The organism is Legionella steigerwaltii (assembly GCF_001468065.1).
Taxonomy (GTDB): Bacteria; Pseudomonadota; Gammaproteobacteria; order Legionellales; family Legionellaceae; genus Legionella; species Legionella steigerwaltii.
Window position 1 is genome coordinate 209929 of the sequence record NZ_LNYZ01000038.1, and the last position, 17868, is coordinate 227796.

The following is a 17868-nucleotide window of genomic DNA, read 5'->3' on the forward strand; positions in this document are numbered from 1 at the left end:
GATGGAAGTCAACCAAGAACAAAGACTCATCGAAGTAGTTCCTTATAATGCTAATTGGCCTATGCAATTTGAACAGGAAGCAAAGCGAATTAAAAAAGCATTAGGCAGTAATTGCATTGAAATTCATCATATCGGTTCCACATCAGTACCAGGTTTGGCTGCAAAACCAGTAATCGATATGATTCCAGTTGTTTTAGATATTAGCAAAGTGGACAGTGCCAATGCTGCTATGCAGGCACTTGGCTATGAAGCCAAAGGAGAATACGGTATTCCTTTTCGCCGCTATTTCCAAAAGGGAGAAAGTCTACGAACACATCATGCTCATATTTTTGAGTTTGGAAATTCCGAAATCGAGCGGCATTTAAAATTTAGGGACTGGATGAGAGCACATCCAGAAGATAGAGAAGCTTATGCTCGTTTAAAACAAGAGTTGGCCCATCAATATCCCTATGACATTACTGCCTATTGTTTGGGCAAAGAAGATTTTATTGCAACAATTGATAAAAAAGCAGGGTTTAATGGATTAAGAGTGGTGAAGGCATTAACGCCGCGAGAATGGGATAAAGTACGTCATTTCAGACAATTCTATTTTTTTGATAAAGCTGGGCTTTCTGACCCTTACACTTGGACTTTTGAGCATGATGCTCATGTTCATTTTGTTTTATCTCAAGGAAGCGACATCATTGGTTATGCCCATCTGCAATTATGGCCTCATCAGAGAGCCGCTTTGCGTATCATTGTGATTGATGAGGAAAAAAGAACCCATCAATACGGTAGCCAATTCTTGGCGTTATGTGAAAAGTGGCTCAAAAACCAAGGATATCAAAGCTTGCACGTGGAGTCCTCACCGGATGCTCTAAGATTTTATAGAAATAATGGTTATATCGACATGCCATTTGATGATCCAGATGGCTATGAAGGTGATGCGAGAGATACTGCGGTAGGGAAAATACTATGATTCAAATCGAAAAAATAACGGGAGATTGGGCTCAAACCTTATGTCGAACCATTACAAAGGATTTGCCAGAATACTTTGGTTTACCAGAAGCGAACGAGCACTACGCAATAGGTGTAAACACACGCACTAATTTTGCGGCGAAAGATGGAGATGACACTATGGGCCTCGTTTCTATTGATTTTCCTTATCCTAATAATGCCAATATTTACTGGATGGCTGTAAAACGTGATTATCATCGTCAAGGTGTAGGAAAGCAATTAATCGAAGCGGCTTGCCATTTTGCTGCAACACAAGGAGCTAAAACCATAACCGTTGAAACACTTAGCCCCTCTGAATTGGAAGAGAATTACCTTAAAACCTACCGATTTTATCAGTCAGTTGGTTTTAACGCTCTTTTTGATTTAAAACCTGCAGGGTATGAGTGGAATATGGTGTACATGATAAAACAGCTTGAACCTTTAGCAGAAAACCAACGGTCAATTGCCATTAAGCTAATGGAATTATCTGATATCCCCGTTTTGGTCGATGCGTTTCAAAAAGCAAATTGGCAAAAACCTTACGTCTTGTTTGAAGGGTATCATCAAGAACAACAACAATCTGAGCGAGTAGTTTGGGTAGCCTATGTTCAAGACCAAATTGCGGGCTATGTTACTCTAAAATGGGCCTCACACTATGAACCCTTTGCTCATAAAGAAATCCCAGAAATTATGGACTTAAATGTATTGCCTGCTTTTCGCAAGCTCGGAATAGGCAGTGCTTTACTCACTGTTGCTGAAGACAAGGCAGCAAGTCAGTGTGATGTTGTAGGTATTGGTGTTGGGTTATATGGTGGTTCCGATGGAGGATATGGACAAGCTCAACGACTTTATGTTACCCGTGGTTATATTCCTGATGGTTTAGGGGTAACTTATAGTTATAAACCAACCATTCCTGGGGAAACATATCCTTTGGATGATGATTTAATTTTGTGGTTTACTAAAAAATTAACCAATTTGCATGCAGAAAGTGATGCCGTAATTAAAAAAACAACTGATAGCCACGATGTGTATGTACCAAATACAAACTATAAATTGGAGTTCAATGCAAAAGATTCATTTAAAATTGTAGATCAAAAGTTGTTTGAGTTTAATACATCGTGCGTCCCTTCCACACAAAAACCTGAAGTAATTGATATAAATGTTACGATCAAGAATGGTGATGAAATAATAGCGGGTATTTGTTCGGAGGTTTATACATGGAAGATCCTGTACATCAGTGTCTTTTTTGTTGAGGAAAAATATCGCCACCAAGGTTTGGGTACCATTTTACTCAATAAAGTTGAGGAAAAAGCTAAAGAATTAGGAGTTACTTTAATTCACCTCGATACCTTTGATTTTCAAGCAAAAGATTTTTATCTCAAATATGGTTACGAAGAGTTTGGAGTTCTGGATGACTGCCCTAAAGGTCATAAGCGTTATTATATGAAGAAGGTACTATGAGTTTTATAAAAAAAGGAATATACCGTCATTATAAAGGTAATTTGTATGAAGTAATTGATATCGCCAGGCATTCGGAAAGCTTGGAAGATATGGTGGTGTACAGAGCGCTTTACGGTGATTTTAAACTATGGGTTCGACCTCTTAAGATGTTCCTTGAAAACATTGAGATAAACGGTGAGATCCAAAAAAGATTTGAATTAAATGAATAGATTAGAACAAGCAAATCGTTTTATCTTCACTGGCACCCCAGGCAGTGGAAAAACTTCTGTTATTTTGGCATTGAAAAGATTAGGGCATGTAGTGATTCCTGAATCTGCAACGGATGTCATTGCAGAAGAGCAGGCAAAGGGAACTATGCGCCCATGGGAGCAGGCTGATTTTGTAGATAAGATTGCCTTAACACAAAAATTAAGGCAATTGAATGCTAAAGGTGAGTTACAATTTTATGATCGATCACCATTTTGTGCTTATGCATTGGGACGTTATTCCGCTCATTGGCATCATCGTGATTTTACACCCTCACCTGTTTTATTAGCTGAAGTTGACCGCTGCCTAAAAGCGGGTATCTATCAACGCAAAGTATTCTTTTTTGAGAACTTGGGGTTTATTGAACCAACCTCCGCTCGCAAAATCAGTTATGAAGATGCCCTTATTTTTGAGCAAATTCACATAGAGGTATACAAAGAGTTTGGTTTTGAAATTGTGCTTGTGCCTAATAATGCGATTGAAGAGCGTTGCCGATTTGTCCTTGAAACGTTAGGTATAAAAAAATAAACATCCATTTTATGAAAAAACCGCTTGACCCTATTGTTACTATATATCTTACCTTTGTTCCTAAGGAGGTAATACTATGACTCAATGGTTCGTAAAAGACTTAAGCAAATTGACCGGTGTTTCGGTGCAAACATTGCATCATTATGACCGCATTGGTTTACTTAAACCTTCATTGCGACAGTCCAATGGGTATCGTATTTACTCCGAGAAGGATTTATTGAAATTACAACAGATTATTGCTTTAAAGTTTTTTGGTTTTGAGTTGTCACAAATCAAAACCTTGCTCTCTGAAGAACGTCATGCGCTAAACCATTTTGAGGCCCAAGCTCAAGTGTTAGAACAAAAAGCAGCGGCATGTACTTCCGGAGCTAAAACCTTAAGAAGCATTATTAACTCTGTTGATATCAATCAATCCATTCCATGGGAAACCATTATTCAGCTGATTGAGGTATATAAAATGGCAGAACATCTTGAACATGATTGGGTTAAGGAAATATTCACTCCTGATGAATTAAAACAATATGTAGCATTTGAAAAGGAAATGAAAACAAATAATAAGGCTGAGTTTGAAAAACAATGGCATCAACTCTTAGATGAACTGAAACAAAACGTGAAACACGATCCTGATTCCACTATAGGTATCCAAACAGGAAAAAACTACATGGAATGGGTTAACAGCGTATACGGTAAAAAATATGCTCATCTAAGAACCAAAAAATGGGAAAAAGGATTTGGAGAAGGAAAAGGTCTTGACGACATTGGATTAACATCAGAGATCATGGCATGGTTAGAAAAAGCTTTAGATGCTTATTGGAAGGATAGACTTTATGGCATTCTTGAACAAGTAGGAAAAACTTCAGCTTCCACTGTACTAATGCTTTGGAATAAGGCCTTAGATGATATGTATGGTGAAGAAATTTCACGAAAATATGATGTTTGTGACATTGCTTTGAATGATGACAAGGTCAGTCTAGAGGCAAAGACTTGGCTTAAAAGTATCTTAGATGCCTACAAAATGTAAACAATAGATGTAAATTTGGATCGGTGCTATTTTTACCGATCCAATCTTAATTAAATATCAACTTAATCCATCTAGGGGGATTCTGTTCGGTAAAAAGCCGCCAACCTGAGCATCCGCCAATGTTAAAAAATTCGTAAAAAAATGCTGATTGAGAATAAATTTTACGGCATCAGGTATAATTAAATCACTAGTTTGTATTTTGAGCAATTTTATGTCTTATGCAAAAATGGCAGAATTACTTTTGCTGGACGTCATGTCTAAAGCACAGATTCCAGGAGTTTCTATTGCCTTCATAAGCAGTGATGGAATCATATCTACTCAAGAACAAGGCCTTACAGAGGGTTGCGGTCTTTTTGCAATACCAGTTGATCCACTCAAGTGTCCCTTTAATAAGCTGGGATTAGGAACTAAAGATGCTGTAGTTTTATTTGACGACAAACTTTATTATGTAAATCAAACGACACAAAGCGTTCATCAAATACAGTTAAATGAAAGTAATCAATCCTCATATCAAAAGTTACGAAAAAGTTGTACTGATACCTATAAATTGGCCGATCCTCAAGAGTCTGAATTAATAACTACTCTAACAGGTCTTACACCACCTACGAGAGTGAAACCAGAAACCGTTTTTGGAGCAGCCTCGCTAAGCAAACCCGTATTTGCTTATTTAGTGCAAAAGTTGATTCAGTCAAATGCGACGAATCAAGCAGAGAAAGGGACAGGTAAATTTAATTTAGATAAATTCAACCTGAGTCAATTTGATTTAGATACCCCTCTTTTTCATATCTTGCCGTTAGAAGAATTTGAGATAGATGGAATGAAATTTGATATGTCTAACACATCTGCTGTTGTCTGTGCCCAAGCACTTACTGCAAGGATGGTGTTATCACATACAACAGGCCTTGCTCATGGTGAAATGAAGTTTCAGTTCATTCCTAATCCTAAAGAAAAAGATTCTAAAGAAAAAATGCATGGATATTCAAATGTTGGTATTGTGTACTTACATCAAGTGATTGAAAAATTGACTGAAGCAAATCTAGAAACATTGGCCAAAAACCATGTGTTTGATCATTGTGACATGACTCATAGCACTTATGAGCCACCAAAGGCCTATCACTTGCTTTTGCATGCTGAAAAAGAACCCTTGTTTGATGAAATGAAGCCTGGTCAGATTGTCATACTAAAAGAAGATGAGCAACTAACAGCCTATTGGTTAGAGAATGGAAAAATAGTCAATCGCTCTTTTCCGGAAAGAGTAGTTCCAGGAATTCTTAGACAGTTACCTGATAAAGGTAAACTTTCAAACAATTTGGAGTTGATAGAAGCTGTAATCTCGCAATATGGATGTAAAGAACCCAAACCATGTGCCGCCAATACACTACGAACTACAGCAACAGATTATGCAAAGTTTGTCAAACATCTAAGCCATGACAACTCCATTGAAAATCCTTTTGTTCCGCATGCCTTCATGACGCACGATAGAGGTTTAGCTGGAGCGATCGGAATTGCTAGAGACAAGATACCCGAGCTCATTTTAAGTCATGTCGCATGGGGCTTAGGTTGGGGGCTACAAACCAATGAAAAGGAGGATGTTGTTACGGCTTACCACTCAGGCGACATGAATGATTGTAGAGCATGGGTTGCAGTCAATTTAAAAGATAAGAGTGCCGTGGTATTCTTTGCTAATTCGCATAATGGACATATTCTTGCGGAACACATTATCCCTTCGACAATTCAAATAGAACTGGCTTCACACTATTTTTTCCCCAAATGGGGTTTTGCTAGAACTCTTGATGAGCTATGTGGTAAAACGAATAATTGGGGCATAAATCCATTTCCAAGACCCAATCCATCTAAAGAGCTAACAAGCTCCTTAGGTGAGTTGCAAAAAAGAACTAATATCCCAAGTATTGCTACAGCAATTATTTCTGACCGCGGAGTTGTTACTACGCAAGAGGTGGGTGTGACTAATGTCAACAAACCAGAAGAAGTTACTAGTTCAACTGTTTTTGAAGCCGCTTCATTGAGTAAGCCTGTATTTGCTTATATTGTATTGAAACTAGCGCAAAAAGGTCTCATTGATTTAGATAAACCACTTCATGAGTACGGTGATTTTGGTCCTCTGGAGATGCGAGCTGATAAAAATTATAAAAAATTAACCGCTCGTATGATCCTATCTCATCAAGCAGGGTTACCTAATGAATTTTCATCCCCAGAATCTCTAAAGTATGTTTCTGAAGTAGGAAAACAATTTGATTATTCAGGTGTGGCTTATCAATTTTTAGGTGAAATTGTGGAACACATTACTTCAAAATCACTGGAAGCTTTAGCCCAAGAAGAATTCGCTAATATAGGTATGACCGATAGTAGCTTCATGCCACCAACGGGTTGCAGTCTTATTAAACTGTCAGATGAAGAGGAAGAGCCAACGCCTGAACGCATTAAAAAATTATTAAAAGATACTTTAGATGTACATGGTCAATTAAGTATTATCCTTCATAAGGATAAATTATTTGTTGCTGAAAGAGCAGTAGACGGCAGCGTACAAATTACTGAAAAAAACTCCAGCCAAGTTGAAGAAAAAAGTCTAAAAGAAATCAAAGCCCGCTTTGCTCAAATACCACCATTTTTTTGGTCAAAACCCATACCGGTTGAAGCAAGGGAATTACCCCTTGTGACTACTATTTTTGGTCATCCCCCAGCACATGCTGCAACAATAGCAATAGGTCATGATAAAGATGGTTCAGTAAATCTTAAGCAAAAATTTTATATGGTTCACCCGGCAGGCTCTTTGTATACAACAACTTCTGATTATGCAAAATTTTTAAAAGCCTGTGTTAACGATCCCTATGTTAGGTGGGAAATGTTCAAACCTATTGTTTCATCATTAAGAGATAAAGATACTAAAGCAATGAGCCAGGGAGTTTCTACTGATATTTTAGATCAAATCTCTTGGGGTCTAGGCATTGGTATTCAGAAAAATACCGATGGAACCCGTATCGCATTTCATTGGGGTGACAATGGAACTGGACGCAATTTAGCAGCGATTAATCTTACTACCGATGAAGCGGTTGTTTGTCTCACCAATAGTGAAAATGGACCCGCTGTTTTTCGAGAAATTGCAGAGCCTATCGTTGGCGATTTAAGTGCTATTAGGCAATGGTTATCAATACGAGAAGAATTACCTCTTGATAAGCGCGTAAAAGAAAATCCAACTCAAGAAATGAACCAACGTGTACAGGAGCAGACGACAGTCGCTACTATAGGACAGCAAGAAGGAGAGCAAAAGCCTTCTGACTTAGGACTGTTCTAAGTATTAATTGAGTTGATCCGAAGGGTTTTTATCTGGTAAAAAGCCGCCAACCTGAGCATCCCACAGGATTTTGTACAAACCACCAAGCATCAATAGCTCTGTATGTGTACCGTCTTCGATAATATGTCCTTTATCAAATACTAAAATTCGGTCCATATGCAACAAAGTAGATAGGCGATGAGCAACGACCAAGGTTGTTTTTCCCTGCATCAACTCCCAAAGACTGTCTTGAATGTTGGATTCTGTAATGGAATCCAGCTGAGACGTGGCCTCATCCAGGATTAAAATAGGCGCATTTTTTAAAATGGCACGAGCAATGGCAATACGCTGGCGCTGACCGCCTGAAAGCTTAACTCCGCGCTCTCCAACCAAAGCATCATAACCATGAGGTAACTTGCTAATGAATTCATGGGCATGAGCTTTCTGAGAGGCTAAAATGATTTCCTCATCCGAAGCTCCTGTCCTGCCATAACGAATGTTATCCATCAGGCTTCGATGAAAAAGCATTGGGTCTTGGGGAATCATAGCAATCGCTTGACGTAAGCTATCTTGGGTAATAGATTGAATGTCTTGGTCATCGATTAGAATTTGACCATCAACTACATCATAAAGTCGTAAGATTAGATTCACAAAGGTCGATTTACCTCCACCAGAATAACCCACCAAACCCACTCTCTGCCCTGCTTCAATGACAACCGATTTATTCTGAAAAAGTGAATATCCCCCATGATAATTGAACTTAACCTTATCAAAGACAATTTGGCCCTGATTAACGACAAGGTTTTTTGCATTTTTCTTGTCTAGTTTCTGGGGCATTTCCTCAAGCATTGCTAATGCTTGAGTGACGGCACCCCAATCAACAACAAAGTCTCTTAATTTATGTGATAGTTCAAAGACTGTATTAATAATATTGAAGTTAAGCATTACAACCAGCGCAAAATCTCCTGGGCTTAAGCTGTCTTTTTGGTAACCGAGAATCAAAAATACAATAAATCCAAAGGCATAAATTGAAGTAAAAAGACCTAAAATGGCATAAAGCCAGGTATGATAAAAGCCGCCACGTTCAGCAATAGCAATAAAAGGCTTCTTTAAACGTTCAAAACGACCGAGCTCATATTGCTTGGTCGTAAAAGTTTTAACGCTTAGCATATTACTTAGATAATCTGCGCAAAGACCAATAATATTTGCTTTTTCTTCAGAATATTCCTTATTCAAAATGATGCTTTGTCGCAATGAAAAAAAGGTGATTAAAAAAAATAAAAGCACCCAGAGAGTTAATATCACCGCAAAAACTGGGGCAACAAAAAAGAGCAACACAAGAGAAATAGAAATGAGTATCAGAAAATAGCAAAACGGATTAATGAGAGTAAAAATAAGATGGGGCAAATGCTGAAATACATCATTTAGTTTGGAAGTTAAGCTTCCTGACAATTGATTCTGGAAAAAACTATAAGGATAATCATAGAGACGTTTCATAAAATGTTCAGCGACATCCAGCCTAAATTTGGCAACGTAACGGGTCAAACAATAATCACTAAGAGTCCAGCTGCTGACCAGCATTATTTGCAAAAATCCATAGAATCCAGCAATAAGCCATAGATTTGTGTTTTGTCTTCCAGAAACCGTATCGATAAGTTGTTTGACCAAAAAAGGCTTTAATGTGTTATCAATAGTGATAAGACACATAGCAGCAAAAATGCCGAACAAATACCAACGGTACGGGATTGCTCTTTGAATAATAAATTTTAATACACTCATAGTATCTTCTTATCTATAGCCCCAATATACTCATCTTGTTATTAGAATAGTTATAAAAATTGAAAATGGGGTGGGTTTGAATTTCTGCGACTCTTACATTTTATCGTCATTTTTTATTTGCTCAATGCCTGATAAGGTTTATTTGAGCTTGTTTCTTGCTCTTAACATGAATCGCTTTTAGTGTTGCTTCTGAGTTTGGCTACATCAATTGAAACAGCATTAAAATTAGCAAAAATGGTCAAAGTATATCTACATAAATAAGATAACATGGTTTGTGTAAATAGTTTGATGGTTTTAAATTGAGGAAAGCATGAATTACAAGCAACAATTAGAAAAAGTAATTGAGTTTATCGGCAAACATCTTGATGAAAAGCTTGATTTGACTCAATTGAGTTATATTGCCTGCTTTTCAAAATATCATTTTCATCGTTTATTTACTGCTTATACGGGTTTATCACTACAACAATATATTCGGTGGCTTCGTTTAAAACGAGCAGCCCATCAATTAATCGTAGATAGGAATAAAACCATTATTGAAATTGCAATAAGTGCGGGATTTGAATCTCATGAAGCATTTACTCGTGTATTTAAACAAAGCTGTGGACTGAGTCCTAGTGAGTTTAGGCTGCATTCAAATTGGAGTTTTTGGGAGCGTCCACCGTATTTATTGCCAAACCAGGGTAATATTATGAATGTATTGATTAAAGAAATACCTGCTAGACGTTTAGCGATTATTGAACATCGAGGTACGCCTGAAAAATTAGGTGAAAGTGTTAACCAGCTAATTGATTGGGCAAAATCTCAATCAATTAACTTAAAGCCAAAAGCAGGAGAAGCGTTTGGTTTTGCTTACGACGATCCTAAGACAACAGAGCCTTCCGATTTTCGTTTTGACTTAGCGATTACTGTACCAGAACAAATAAAACTTGAGGGTAATATCGTTGAAAGACGTTTACCTGCAGGACGTTATGCTGTAGCAACGCATAAAGGAACACGAGATACTATTAGTGATACCGTTTATAGTTTATATCGTGATTGGTTGCCAAGCTCCGATGAACAGCTGGGTGATTTGCCCTGTATTTTTTGCTATTACAACTTTGATCATGAAGTTTCTGAGACAGAACTGCTTACAGAATGTTGGCTGTTATTAGCATAATGCTGGTTTATACGGCAACTACTAAAAATTAATTAGTAGTTGCCCCAATAATTTAGCAATAAGAATTTACTTCTTGTATTTGATCTTCTATTTTCTTAGCTACAGAGCTTTTCAGTCCTCTCATTTTGCATGATATTGAAGCTAGGGTAAAATAAAAGTCTATTACAAAATACAATCCTTAAAATAATGACTATCGAACAAAATGAATTAGAGATCAGAAATAAGTCACATCAAAGCTTCGTATGGGGACAACCTATCCCGCTTTCTCCAATCTTAGCCCCTGACTGTCCTTATCCAGTTGAGGCACTTCCCTTAATTGTTAGAAAAGCCGTAGTGGACTATCAACAATATGGACAGCAACCGCTACCTTTAATTGCATGCAGCGCCTTGGCTAATATGTCTCTATCATGCCAATCTCTTGCCAATGTAGCACGAGACAACTATTTAATTAGTCCTGTATCGCTTTATTTTTTAATTGCCAGCGGCTCTGGTACTCGAAAAACTGCTGCAGACAATGTTTTTTCGAAAGCAGCGCGTCACTGGGAGACACTTATTCGTAAAAGGCGTGAACCTGAAGTGTTATCAGCGCTAACGCAACACCAAGTATGGCAAATGGAAAAAGACAGTTTATTCTCCCAAATCAAACGTGCAACTTATACGGGAGAAGATTCTGATTATGCCAAAGAAATGCTCGATGAATTAATTCATCAAGAACCGGAAATTCCTTTGCAACCTACTCTTTATTTTGAAGATGCTACCCAAGAAGCACTGGCTATTCATTTGGCCCAAGGCTGGCCTTCTGCATCCTTATGGTCTGATGAGGCAGGCATCATCTTAGGTAGCCATAGCATGCAAGGCAATCCGACTCGTTTTGTAGCTTTGCTTAATCGTTTGTGGGACGGCAAGACGTTTACGGCTCATCGTAAAACAACGCAAGGATTTACCATTGAAAATCGACGTTTAACACTTAACTTGATGATGCAACCACTTATATTACAACAACTTACCAAGAAAGCATCAGGTATTAGTCGACAAAGCGGGTTTTTAGCTCGTTGCCTGATGGCTTATCCTGCCAACAGCATGGGAAATCGATTTTACCAAGAGCCGCCTGCCTCTTTACATTCTCTAACCCATTATGAGCAACGTGTCACTGCCTGCTTAAACCAGTCAGAACAATTAAGCCATCAAGGTTGTATTCAACTTCCATTGTTGAAAATGAGTGTTGCAGCAAAACAACAATGGATTTTATTTTTTAATGCTGTAGAAGCTGGGTTAAAACCTCAAGGCCAGTGGGTCGATGTCGTTGACTTCGCGTCAAAAGCGGCTGAAAATACAGCGCGGCTTGCAGCACTTTTTCATCTCTTTGAAGGACGCCATGGGGATATTAGTGTAGAGCATACTGAAAATGCCATTGAAATAATTAGTTGGCATTTGCAAGAAGCACGACGAATTATGCCTACTGAAACCGTTTCTTTGCAGTTTTCCGATGCCCTAAAACTTATGGACTGGTTTATTGAAAAAAATATTAGTTCAACAACCTTACGAACTATTCAACAATTAAGTCCATTGCGAGATAAAATAAAACGCGACCAAGCGGTTGAATTATTAGTGGAGCACAATCAAATACGTATTGTAAAATCAGGTTCAAAAACGATGGTGGAAGTGAATCCACGCGCATGCAAAGTGCCAACATGAGTTGTTTAATACTTTTAACTTTATCACACCAATTTACAGGAGAAACTCATGCCCTTTAACATGCTAAAAGAATGGTTGAACAAGGAAAAAGAAAGAGGAATTGAGGACCCTGCCTGTGCTGTTTTAAGTACTTGTAGCAGCTCTGGTGAACCTCATAGTCGAGTGGTTGCCATTCGGGAAATTGAAACAGAGAGTCTTTTATTTTTTACGCAGCAAAAAACACGCAAGGTTGCTGAATTATTAAATAACCCTAAATCCTGTTTAAATTTTTTATTTGCGATGCAGAACCGACAAGTTATTTTAGAAGGTACAGCAATACCAATTTCTCAAGAAGAAAATGAAGCTTTTTGGAGTACTCTTCCTCGTGAACGCCAATTGAGATTCTCTGCTTATGCTCCTACTTCAGGACTTGTCATTAAAGATTTAAACCAATTGGAAACCAGGAAAAAAGAATTGAGTGATCAATTTGCAGGACTTCCTATCCCTATGAGCGAGTATTATTTCGGTTTTCGCTTTATCCCAAAAACATGGATTTTCTACACGGTCGGCTCTATTTCTTTTTCTGAAGTAATTCGCTATACGAAGATAGAAGATTCTTGGAAATCAGAATTAATTTCCCCATAGGTGATATCATGTACATGCTTTGTTTTTGTGTTCCAGAAACACATTTAGAAATTGTTAAAAATGCTATTTTTGCTACAGGCGCAGGAAGTGTTGATCATTATCAACATTGTGCTTGGCAAACATTGGGTGAGGGGCAATTTATGCCATTACCTGGCAGCCATGCTTTTATTGGAGAAATCAATCAGCTTGAAAGAGTACCTGAATATAAAGTAGAAATTATCTGTACTGAAGAGCAAATCAAAGCTGCTGTTGCAGCCTTAAAGAAGGCTCATCCATATGAATCACCTTCTTATCAGGCTTTCCGTTTTGAGATGTTATAAACAACATTGAGAAGTGCGGCGATAATCACCTGCCTATAATTGAAGTTTCTTGTTAATTCTTCTTCTATCCAGTAATTAATTTATGCTGTTATAAGTATCATGAGTAATATAGCGAGAACCGCAATCTTTTCCTGTCGCATCATCTGATTGATGATTGATTAATCCAATCACATCGATGTGATTTTTTTCTTGATCAAAATTACCAACCACACTATAAATTGAGCCACATTGCTCATAAACAACACTAAATGTCAGTGTATTCCCTGTCCATAGTCCAGTAATGAGTTGCCTTTGGCCAATAATTTGCTGACATTCTTTGGAAGCTACTGCTGTTGTAAAATAGCCCTCAAGCTGATTATTAGGCAAAAGCGTCAATTCAAGAATTGAGTCACGTTGATTTTTAAATTTTTTTGATAGCATTGTTATAGTCCTTTTAATTAATTCAGCGGTAGTATAATCACTAGGATTTTGAATTTTTATCCGGAAAATGACGGATAGACGCGGGAAAAAGTCGCTATTAATTCTGCTCTGGTGCTGACCCCTAGTTTGTATTTCGCATTACCAAGATGAGTTTCTACTGTTCGAGGTGAAATAATTAATTGTTTCGCAATTTTTTTATCAGTAAATCCTTTAGACAAATAATAAAGGCATTCTCTTTCGCGAGCACTTAAAGCAGCAATACCATGCAATTGTGGTAATGCAATACTGAATCCGATTAATCCTATTAATTCGCTAGAACTGTCAACAAGAGGAGATTTTTTAGTAAGGATATTAACGTAAGTTCCATCGTGTCGAATAATTTGCTCGTAATGGCTTTGGCTCTGCCTGGCTTCTATCACCGACCTATCATTGTTACGTAGTTGTGTAGCATACTCATGCCAAGAAAAATCAGTATCAGTTTTATTAGTGATTTCTCCAAGTGAACTATAGCCCGCTGAACGGCTGATAAAAAAAGCATTTGCCCAAAGATAACGGCCCAATTTATCTTTGATAAAAATAGGAGCTTCAATTAAGTCATAAGTAGTTAAAGTTAATGAATTTGAATAAAGCACTTGATCTAAAGTAGGCTCATATTTTTCTTTTTCTATATGATGATGGGTCATAGAAATTATTTAAAGAAAGCTGAATTTTGGTGATTTTAGCATCGTTCAAACCCCGATTACAGTCAGAATTTACATAACAAATTACATCGCTACATTTGCTACACTTTCTTGGTTAGTAATCTGTATTGCCTTGATAAAGGTGAGTATAAAAGGATTGTGGCGCTATCTCTGTATCAAAATACCCTGCAAAAATGTAGCAATGATAACGCTACATAACCGCTACTCTTTGCTACATCACACAATCCCAAATAAAATGCTCGCGCAATTTCGTTTTTTACTATTTTCCTTTTTTATAAAAAATTATTATAAATAAGGAACTCTTTGCAAAAAATGGTGGTGCGTAAAAATGAACAACTTAAGATAATCCAGTCCAGAACTGAAGACGTCCTCTTTTGTCTATTTCAGGATGTGTTTTACAGCATTTGAAATGTAGCGTGTCGTAGCAATACAGTAGCAACTTTTTTGCTACAAATAATTAATCGTATTTTTAACAAAAAAATGCGTTACTCTATGAATTCATAGATAATTTCATCTAGATGGTTTGAATGATTTGATGAACGTGTAGCAATGTAGCAGAATACCTGGAAATGACTGAATAAACCTTAATGAAAATCATACTAATGGCAGAAATCTTAGTCTCCTGCCCTCTATCTAGGCTAACTTTATTAAGGTGCAAGGATCTTTTAGATTTATTGATAACTTTTGATCCGTAATTCTAGTTAATATAAAATCAGCACAGGGTTTTATAAGCACATTAATATCATCCCAATATTCGTCTTCCAAACCAATGCATATTTGTTTCGCTCTGTTCATGACGGGCTGGTACATTTTAGGTAGACGCTCAATTACCCAATCGGCTGCATCAGGTTTCGATCGAATCTCATTAGTTTCTAATGTACTCCAAATCCGTGCATAGGTTAGTAATACATTTCGAGTGTCCTGTTCAAGCTCAGCTGAAAGTCTCCCAAGATCATGAAGCATCGCTTTTATAAAGTCGCTATATGGGACAGGGGCTAATAGATGTTCAGGTCTTTCACCCAGCAATGTATGGCTCTTTAATAAGACTTGAGTGATAATCAGCGCAAGATCGGGCATTTCACGACCAGGCCATGGTTCAAAACTACCCATTTCAAATGATGGACGAAGCCATTCACCGTATTGAAAATCAAACAGAGGAGGATAATGCCAAGGATTGATAGCCTCCCTTTCCACAAGGGTCATTTCTATAGGTGGCTTTGTACTTTTCATGTAAATGCCTGATATTTGGAGAAGATGGGTAGTCAACTTCATCTTTTCTTTTGAGGTTGTAGTACGATTTGTTACAACAAATAAATCAATGTCACTGTATTTTTGCAAACCACCTACAAGATAAGAACCATAAAGATAAACACCCAAAAGATCTGCGCCTAAAATCTTTGTTAGTACCTCAAGACATTCATTGAGTTGTTGCTTTACATCACTGTTGTTTTCCATCTTTAACACTCAGCCATTTTTTAAAATCTTTTAACAATGCTTCTGCTTGAGCAATACAAGTTATTACTGCACTCTCAGGAATAATATCGCCAGAATAATCTGCAATATTGCGTTGTTTACGCATAGCATCCAATATAATCACTGTTTTTTTATCAATACCTAAAGTCTGAGGCAATAACTGAATCATCGTTTGATGATGTCCTGGTTTAGAAGTCAAGGTTCGATATCCATGAGATTGAAGTGCTGCATTTGCTATTTGCATAATTGCTTTATAGGCAGCATCAAAGCGATTCTCCGCGCTAACCAAGTCAATTTTTGAATCCACAATATTACGTTCAGCAGCATTCAAAAGCCGATTTATGGTATCTGGGTGAGGTGGTATTTTTTCCAGGGTGATGCCAATTAAATTATCCAAGGTCATGTTCAGCTCCCATAATAAATAGCTTGGGATTATTTAAAACCTCCTGAATGAAAAGATCTTGTTTTTGTAAAGATGCCTTCCATTGTTCCCTGGAATATATTTTGGGATTAATTTCTCTCCCTAAACTAGCTTGAGCAGCATAAAGAGCCTCAACTGCTTCTGTAAAATCAACCTCACCAATAATAAGCACATCAATATCACTTCCAAGGTTTTCAGTTCCTTTGGCCACCGAACCAAAAACAAAAGCTACTTCAATTTTTTCAGCTAATGGAGTTAAAAAATCAAACAACACATCCACCAAACCAGACGTTTTCTTTAAAATGCTTGTAAGCTCCGTATAAATAGGAAAATTTCGATTTGCTTGGTAATAAACTTGATTACCACTCTGCTCGCGCAGAAGTACTTTGGATTTAGCAAGTTTGGATAGTTCTCGATGAAGTGTACCCGCTGTGGTATTCGTTAACCGCGCAATCTCTCGGACATGATAACGCTCATCAGGATGAAGCAATAAAAGTGCCAGCACACGCCGCCGATATTCAGAAAACAATATTGAAGTATCAAACATGATTTTTATATTGAAGCCAACTAAGCTTCAATCATAGCCTAAAAAGCTACACCATTCAATCAGATAAATAAGAAAACCAGAAAATAAATATCAGTTATAAATCGACGCCCCACTGAAGAGCATCAACACTACAACCAATGACCTCAACGCTCTTGGGTCAAGACTTAAGGGCTCCGTCTTGGAGAAAGCATAAAATGATATTTCCCAATTACGTAATCGTATTATTGGATACGAAAGGGGATCTTGAATAGTTCTTTTCAATAATCAATAAACCTCTGCTCTTTATTACCACGGCTTCATATTAAAAGGAGAGGGGTTAAAAATTTCTTGTTCCCCATCTTCAGATTTATTATGTATCTCATTAGCTTCTTGTGTGGAGGATTGATCTTTATTATACGGCCTGGGTTCTCTCGAAAGTGGACTTGGAGCAAAGCTTTGCTCTTTTGTTACTTCATCTCTTTCTTGTGCTTTCGGACTGGGTACGGGTACTAAATTATTTGCTAGCTGTTGGATAAATGCATCGTATAAAGCTAATGTGGGCATGGTAATGCGAAGAGAACGTATGTTTCCCTCCTCATCTTGAAGGATTTGTATGCAATCATCAGAAAGATGATTTTCTTCTTTAAATTCACTGAATTCGTTTATAATCGCTTCCATGAATTTTTTTAATTCATGTCGTTGCTTTGGAGTTAATTCATTAGGATCACATTGTAATTCAAGCTTAAGAGTCATTGATTCACGATCACTATCAACCAACAATTTCCCATCAGCAATTAATTTTTCAATTATTTCTGGGTCAAAACCAGACTCTAAATCAAGTTCTTCTGAACCAAACACTCCTACCAATTCATCTTCAGACCCAACTACTTTGCCTGATTTAGTTAGGAATTTATCTTCACCAGGACTCGCTTTTTCCTCAGATGTCTTCTTATCAGAGGTGGCACTATCACCTCCGTTACCACCTGCGCCATGTCCTGAACAAAGGCGCTTAGGTGCGATTTCTTTAAAACAAGTCGGACAGCGTACTTTTGCACCTTCCTCAGCAGCCTCTTTTTTTTCTGCTTCCTTTCTAAATTGTTGTAAAGCTAATGCTATAGAAGAGGTTTGGGGTTCATCTGCCGTTATGGATTCAAGGACAGGCCGATGCTTTTCTTTGTCTTTTTTCATGAGAATACTCCAGTGCAAGTTCATAATGGTTTCATCCGAATA

17 protein-coding genes are annotated in these 17868 nt (G+C 37.5%); 10 read left to right on the forward strand and 7 right to left on the reverse strand.

All coding sequences use genetic code 11. The annotated features are described in order from the left end of the window. Position 1: 1 nt before the first annotated feature. From Lstg_RS15955 to Lstg_RS15980, 6 genes are all read left to right on the forward strand, one after another. Positions 2-958, forward strand: coding sequence for a bifunctional GrpB family protein/GNAT family N-acetyltransferase (locus Lstg_RS15955; RefSeq protein WP_058478654.1), 957 nt, complete (start codon positions 2-4; stop codon positions 956-958). Continuing rightward, positions 955-2436 (forward strand): GNAT family N-acetyltransferase, encoded by a 1482-nt coding sequence (locus Lstg_RS15960; protein ID WP_058478604.1) that lies wholly within the window; start codon positions 955-957, stop codon positions 2434-2436. Before Lstg_RS15955 ends, Lstg_RS15960 begins: the two co-directional genes overlap by 4 nt. Continuing rightward, positions 2433-2645 (forward strand): DUF1653 domain-containing protein, encoded by a 213-nt coding sequence (locus Lstg_RS15965; RefSeq protein ID WP_058478605.1) that lies wholly within the window; start codon positions 2433-2435, stop codon positions 2643-2645. Before Lstg_RS15960 ends, Lstg_RS15965 begins: the two co-directional genes overlap by 4 nt. Then, complete coding sequence (locus Lstg_RS15970; protein WP_058478606.1) at positions 2638-3210, forward strand: AAA family ATPase; 573 nt, start codon at positions 2638-2640, stop codon at positions 3208-3210. Before Lstg_RS15965 ends, Lstg_RS15970 begins: the two co-directional genes overlap by 8 nt. Before the next feature lie 76 nt (positions 3211-3286). Further along, the gene (locus Lstg_RS15975) at positions 3287-4231 is read left to right on the forward strand and encodes a MerR family transcriptional regulator (RefSeq protein ID WP_058478607.1); all 945 of its coding nucleotides are present in this window, start codon (positions 3287-3289) and stop codon (positions 4229-4231) included. A 211-nt stretch (positions 4232-4442) separates the two neighbouring features. After that, on the forward strand, positions 4443-7544 hold the full coding sequence (locus tag Lstg_RS15980; protein ID WP_058478608.1) for a serine hydrolase domain-containing protein: 3102 nt from the start codon (positions 4443-4445) through the stop codon (positions 7542-7544). A 3-nt stretch (positions 7545-7547) separates the two neighbouring features. On the opposite strand, the gene Lstg_RS15985 is transcribed toward Lstg_RS15980, so the two are convergent. Further along, the gene (locus Lstg_RS15985; protein WP_058478609.1) at positions 7548-9302 is read right to left on the reverse strand and encodes an ABC transporter ATP-binding protein; all 1755 of its coding nucleotides are present in this window, start codon (positions 9300-9302) and stop codon (positions 7548-7550) included. A 310-nt stretch (positions 9303-9612) separates the two neighbouring features. On the opposite strand from Lstg_RS15985, the gene Lstg_RS15990 reads away from it, so the two are divergent. From Lstg_RS15990 to Lstg_RS16005, 4 genes are all read left to right on the forward strand, one after another. After that, positions 9613-10458: an AraC family transcriptional regulator gene (locus tag Lstg_RS15990; protein WP_058478610.1), complete on the forward strand. Its 846-nt coding sequence runs from the start codon at positions 9613-9615 to the stop codon at positions 10456-10458. Positions 10459-10644: 186 nt separating this feature from the next. After that, the gene (locus Lstg_RS15995) at positions 10645-12153 is read left to right on the forward strand and encodes a YfjI family protein (RefSeq protein ID WP_058478611.1); all 1509 of its coding nucleotides are present in this window, start codon (positions 10645-10647) and stop codon (positions 12151-12153) included. Positions 12154-12201: 48 nt separating this feature from the next. After that, a complete protein-coding gene (locus Lstg_RS16000; protein ID WP_058478612.1) occupies positions 12202-12777 on the forward strand; it encodes a pyridoxine/pyridoxamine 5'-phosphate oxidase in 576 nt (191 codons plus the stop codon). An 8-nt stretch (positions 12778-12785) separates the two neighbouring features. Next, entirely contained in the window at positions 12786-13097 is a 312-nt protein-coding gene (locus tag Lstg_RS16005) for a YqfO family protein (RefSeq protein ID WP_058478613.1), read from the forward strand. A 75-nt stretch (positions 13098-13172) separates the two neighbouring features. On the opposite strand, the gene Lstg_RS17605 is transcribed toward Lstg_RS16005, so the two are convergent. The 6 genes from Lstg_RS17605 to Lstg_RS16035 all read right to left on the reverse strand — a co-directional run bounded on the left by Lstg_RS17605 (position 13173) and on the right by Lstg_RS16035 (position 17826). Next, positions 13173-13517, reverse strand: a complete 345-nt coding sequence (locus Lstg_RS17605) for an avidin/streptavidin family protein (protein ID WP_058478614.1) — start codon at positions 13515-13517, stop codon at positions 13173-13175. A 56-nt stretch (positions 13518-13573) separates the two neighbouring features. Next, entirely contained in the window at positions 13574-14200 is a 627-nt protein-coding gene (locus Lstg_RS16015; protein ID WP_058478615.1) for a PAS and helix-turn-helix domain-containing protein, read from the reverse strand. Between the two features lie 651 nt (positions 14201-14851). After that, positions 14852-15673 carry an aminoglycoside adenylyltransferase family protein gene (locus Lstg_RS16020; RefSeq protein WP_058478616.1) on the reverse strand — a complete coding sequence of 274 codons (822 nt, stop codon included), beginning with the start codon at positions 15671-15673 and terminating at the stop codon, positions 14852-14854. Then, positions 15657-16094 carry a hypothetical protein gene (locus tag Lstg_RS16025; protein ID WP_058478617.1) on the reverse strand — a complete coding sequence of 146 codons (438 nt, stop codon included), beginning with the start codon at positions 16092-16094 and terminating at the stop codon, positions 15657-15659. Before Lstg_RS16025 ends, Lstg_RS16020 begins: the two co-directional genes overlap by 17 nt. Continuing rightward, complete coding sequence (locus Lstg_RS16030; RefSeq protein ID WP_010655397.1) at positions 16081-16659, reverse strand: nucleotidyltransferase domain-containing protein; 579 nt, start codon at positions 16657-16659, stop codon at positions 16081-16083. The genes Lstg_RS16025 and Lstg_RS16030 overlap by 14 nt, the downstream gene beginning before the upstream one ends. 285 nt (positions 16660-16944) lie before the next feature. Continuing rightward, a complete protein-coding gene (locus Lstg_RS16035) occupies positions 16945-17826 on the reverse strand; it encodes a hypothetical protein (protein ID WP_058478618.1) in 882 nt (293 codons plus the stop codon). Positions 17827-17868: the final 42 nt, after the last annotated feature.

What these genes read in the sequence shown, in the direction of transcription:
- Lstg_RS16025 (WP_058478617.1), bottom strand. Translation starts at nt 16,094, where the DNA reads ATGACCTTGGATAATTTAATTGGCATCACCCTGGAAAAAATACCACCT.
- Lstg_RS15995 (WP_058478611.1), top strand. Translation starts at nt 10,645, where the DNA reads ATGACTATCGAACAAAATGAATTAGAGATCAGAAATAAGTCACATCAA.
- Lstg_RS16030 (WP_010655397.1), bottom strand. Translation starts at nt 16,659, where the DNA reads ATGTTTGATACTTCAATATTGTTTTCTGAATATCGGCGGCGTGTGCTG.
- Lstg_RS15955 (WP_058478654.1), top strand. Translation starts at nt 2, where the DNA reads ATGGAAGTCAACCAAGAACAAAGACTCATCGAAGTAGTTCCTTATAAT.
- Lstg_RS16015 (WP_058478615.1), bottom strand. Translation starts at nt 14,200, where the DNA reads ATGACCCATCATCATATAGAAAAAGAAAAATATGAGCCTACTTTAGAT.
- Lstg_RS15975 (WP_058478607.1), top strand. Translation starts at nt 3,287, where the DNA reads ATGACTCAATGGTTCGTAAAAGACTTAAGCAAATTGACCGGTGTTTCG.
- Lstg_RS17605 (WP_058478614.1), bottom strand. Translation starts at nt 13,517, where the DNA reads ATGCTATCAAAAAAATTTAAAAATCAACGTGACTCAATTCTTGAATTG.
- Lstg_RS15970 (WP_058478606.1), top strand. Translation starts at nt 2,638, where the DNA reads ATGAATAGATTAGAACAAGCAAATCGTTTTATCTTCACTGGCACCCCA.
- Lstg_RS16035 (WP_058478618.1), bottom strand. Translation starts at nt 17,826, where the DNA reads ATGAAAAAAGACAAAGAAAAGCATCGGCCTGTCCTTGAATCCATAACG.
- Lstg_RS16005 (WP_058478613.1), top strand. Translation starts at nt 12,786, where the DNA reads ATGTACATGCTTTGTTTTTGTGTTCCAGAAACACATTTAGAAATTGTT.
- Lstg_RS15960 (WP_058478604.1), top strand. Translation starts at nt 955, where the DNA reads ATGATTCAAATCGAAAAAATAACGGGAGATTGGGCTCAAACCTTATGT.
- Lstg_RS16000 (WP_058478612.1), top strand. Translation starts at nt 12,202, where the DNA reads ATGCCCTTTAACATGCTAAAAGAATGGTTGAACAAGGAAAAAGAAAGA.
- Lstg_RS15980 (WP_058478608.1), top strand. Translation starts at nt 4,443, where the DNA reads ATGTCTTATGCAAAAATGGCAGAATTACTTTTGCTGGACGTCATGTCT.
- Lstg_RS16020 (WP_058478616.1), bottom strand. Translation starts at nt 15,673, where the DNA reads ATGGAAAACAACAGTGATGTAAAGCAACAACTCAATGAATGTCTTGAG.
- Lstg_RS15990 (WP_058478610.1), top strand. Translation starts at nt 9,613, where the DNA reads ATGAATTACAAGCAACAATTAGAAAAAGTAATTGAGTTTATCGGCAAA.
- Lstg_RS15985 (WP_058478609.1), bottom strand. Translation starts at nt 9,302, where the DNA reads ATGAGTGTATTAAAATTTATTATTCAAAGAGCAATCCCGTACCGTTGG.
- Lstg_RS15965 (WP_058478605.1), top strand. Translation starts at nt 2,433, where the DNA reads ATGAGTTTTATAAAAAAAGGAATATACCGTCATTATAAAGGTAATTTG.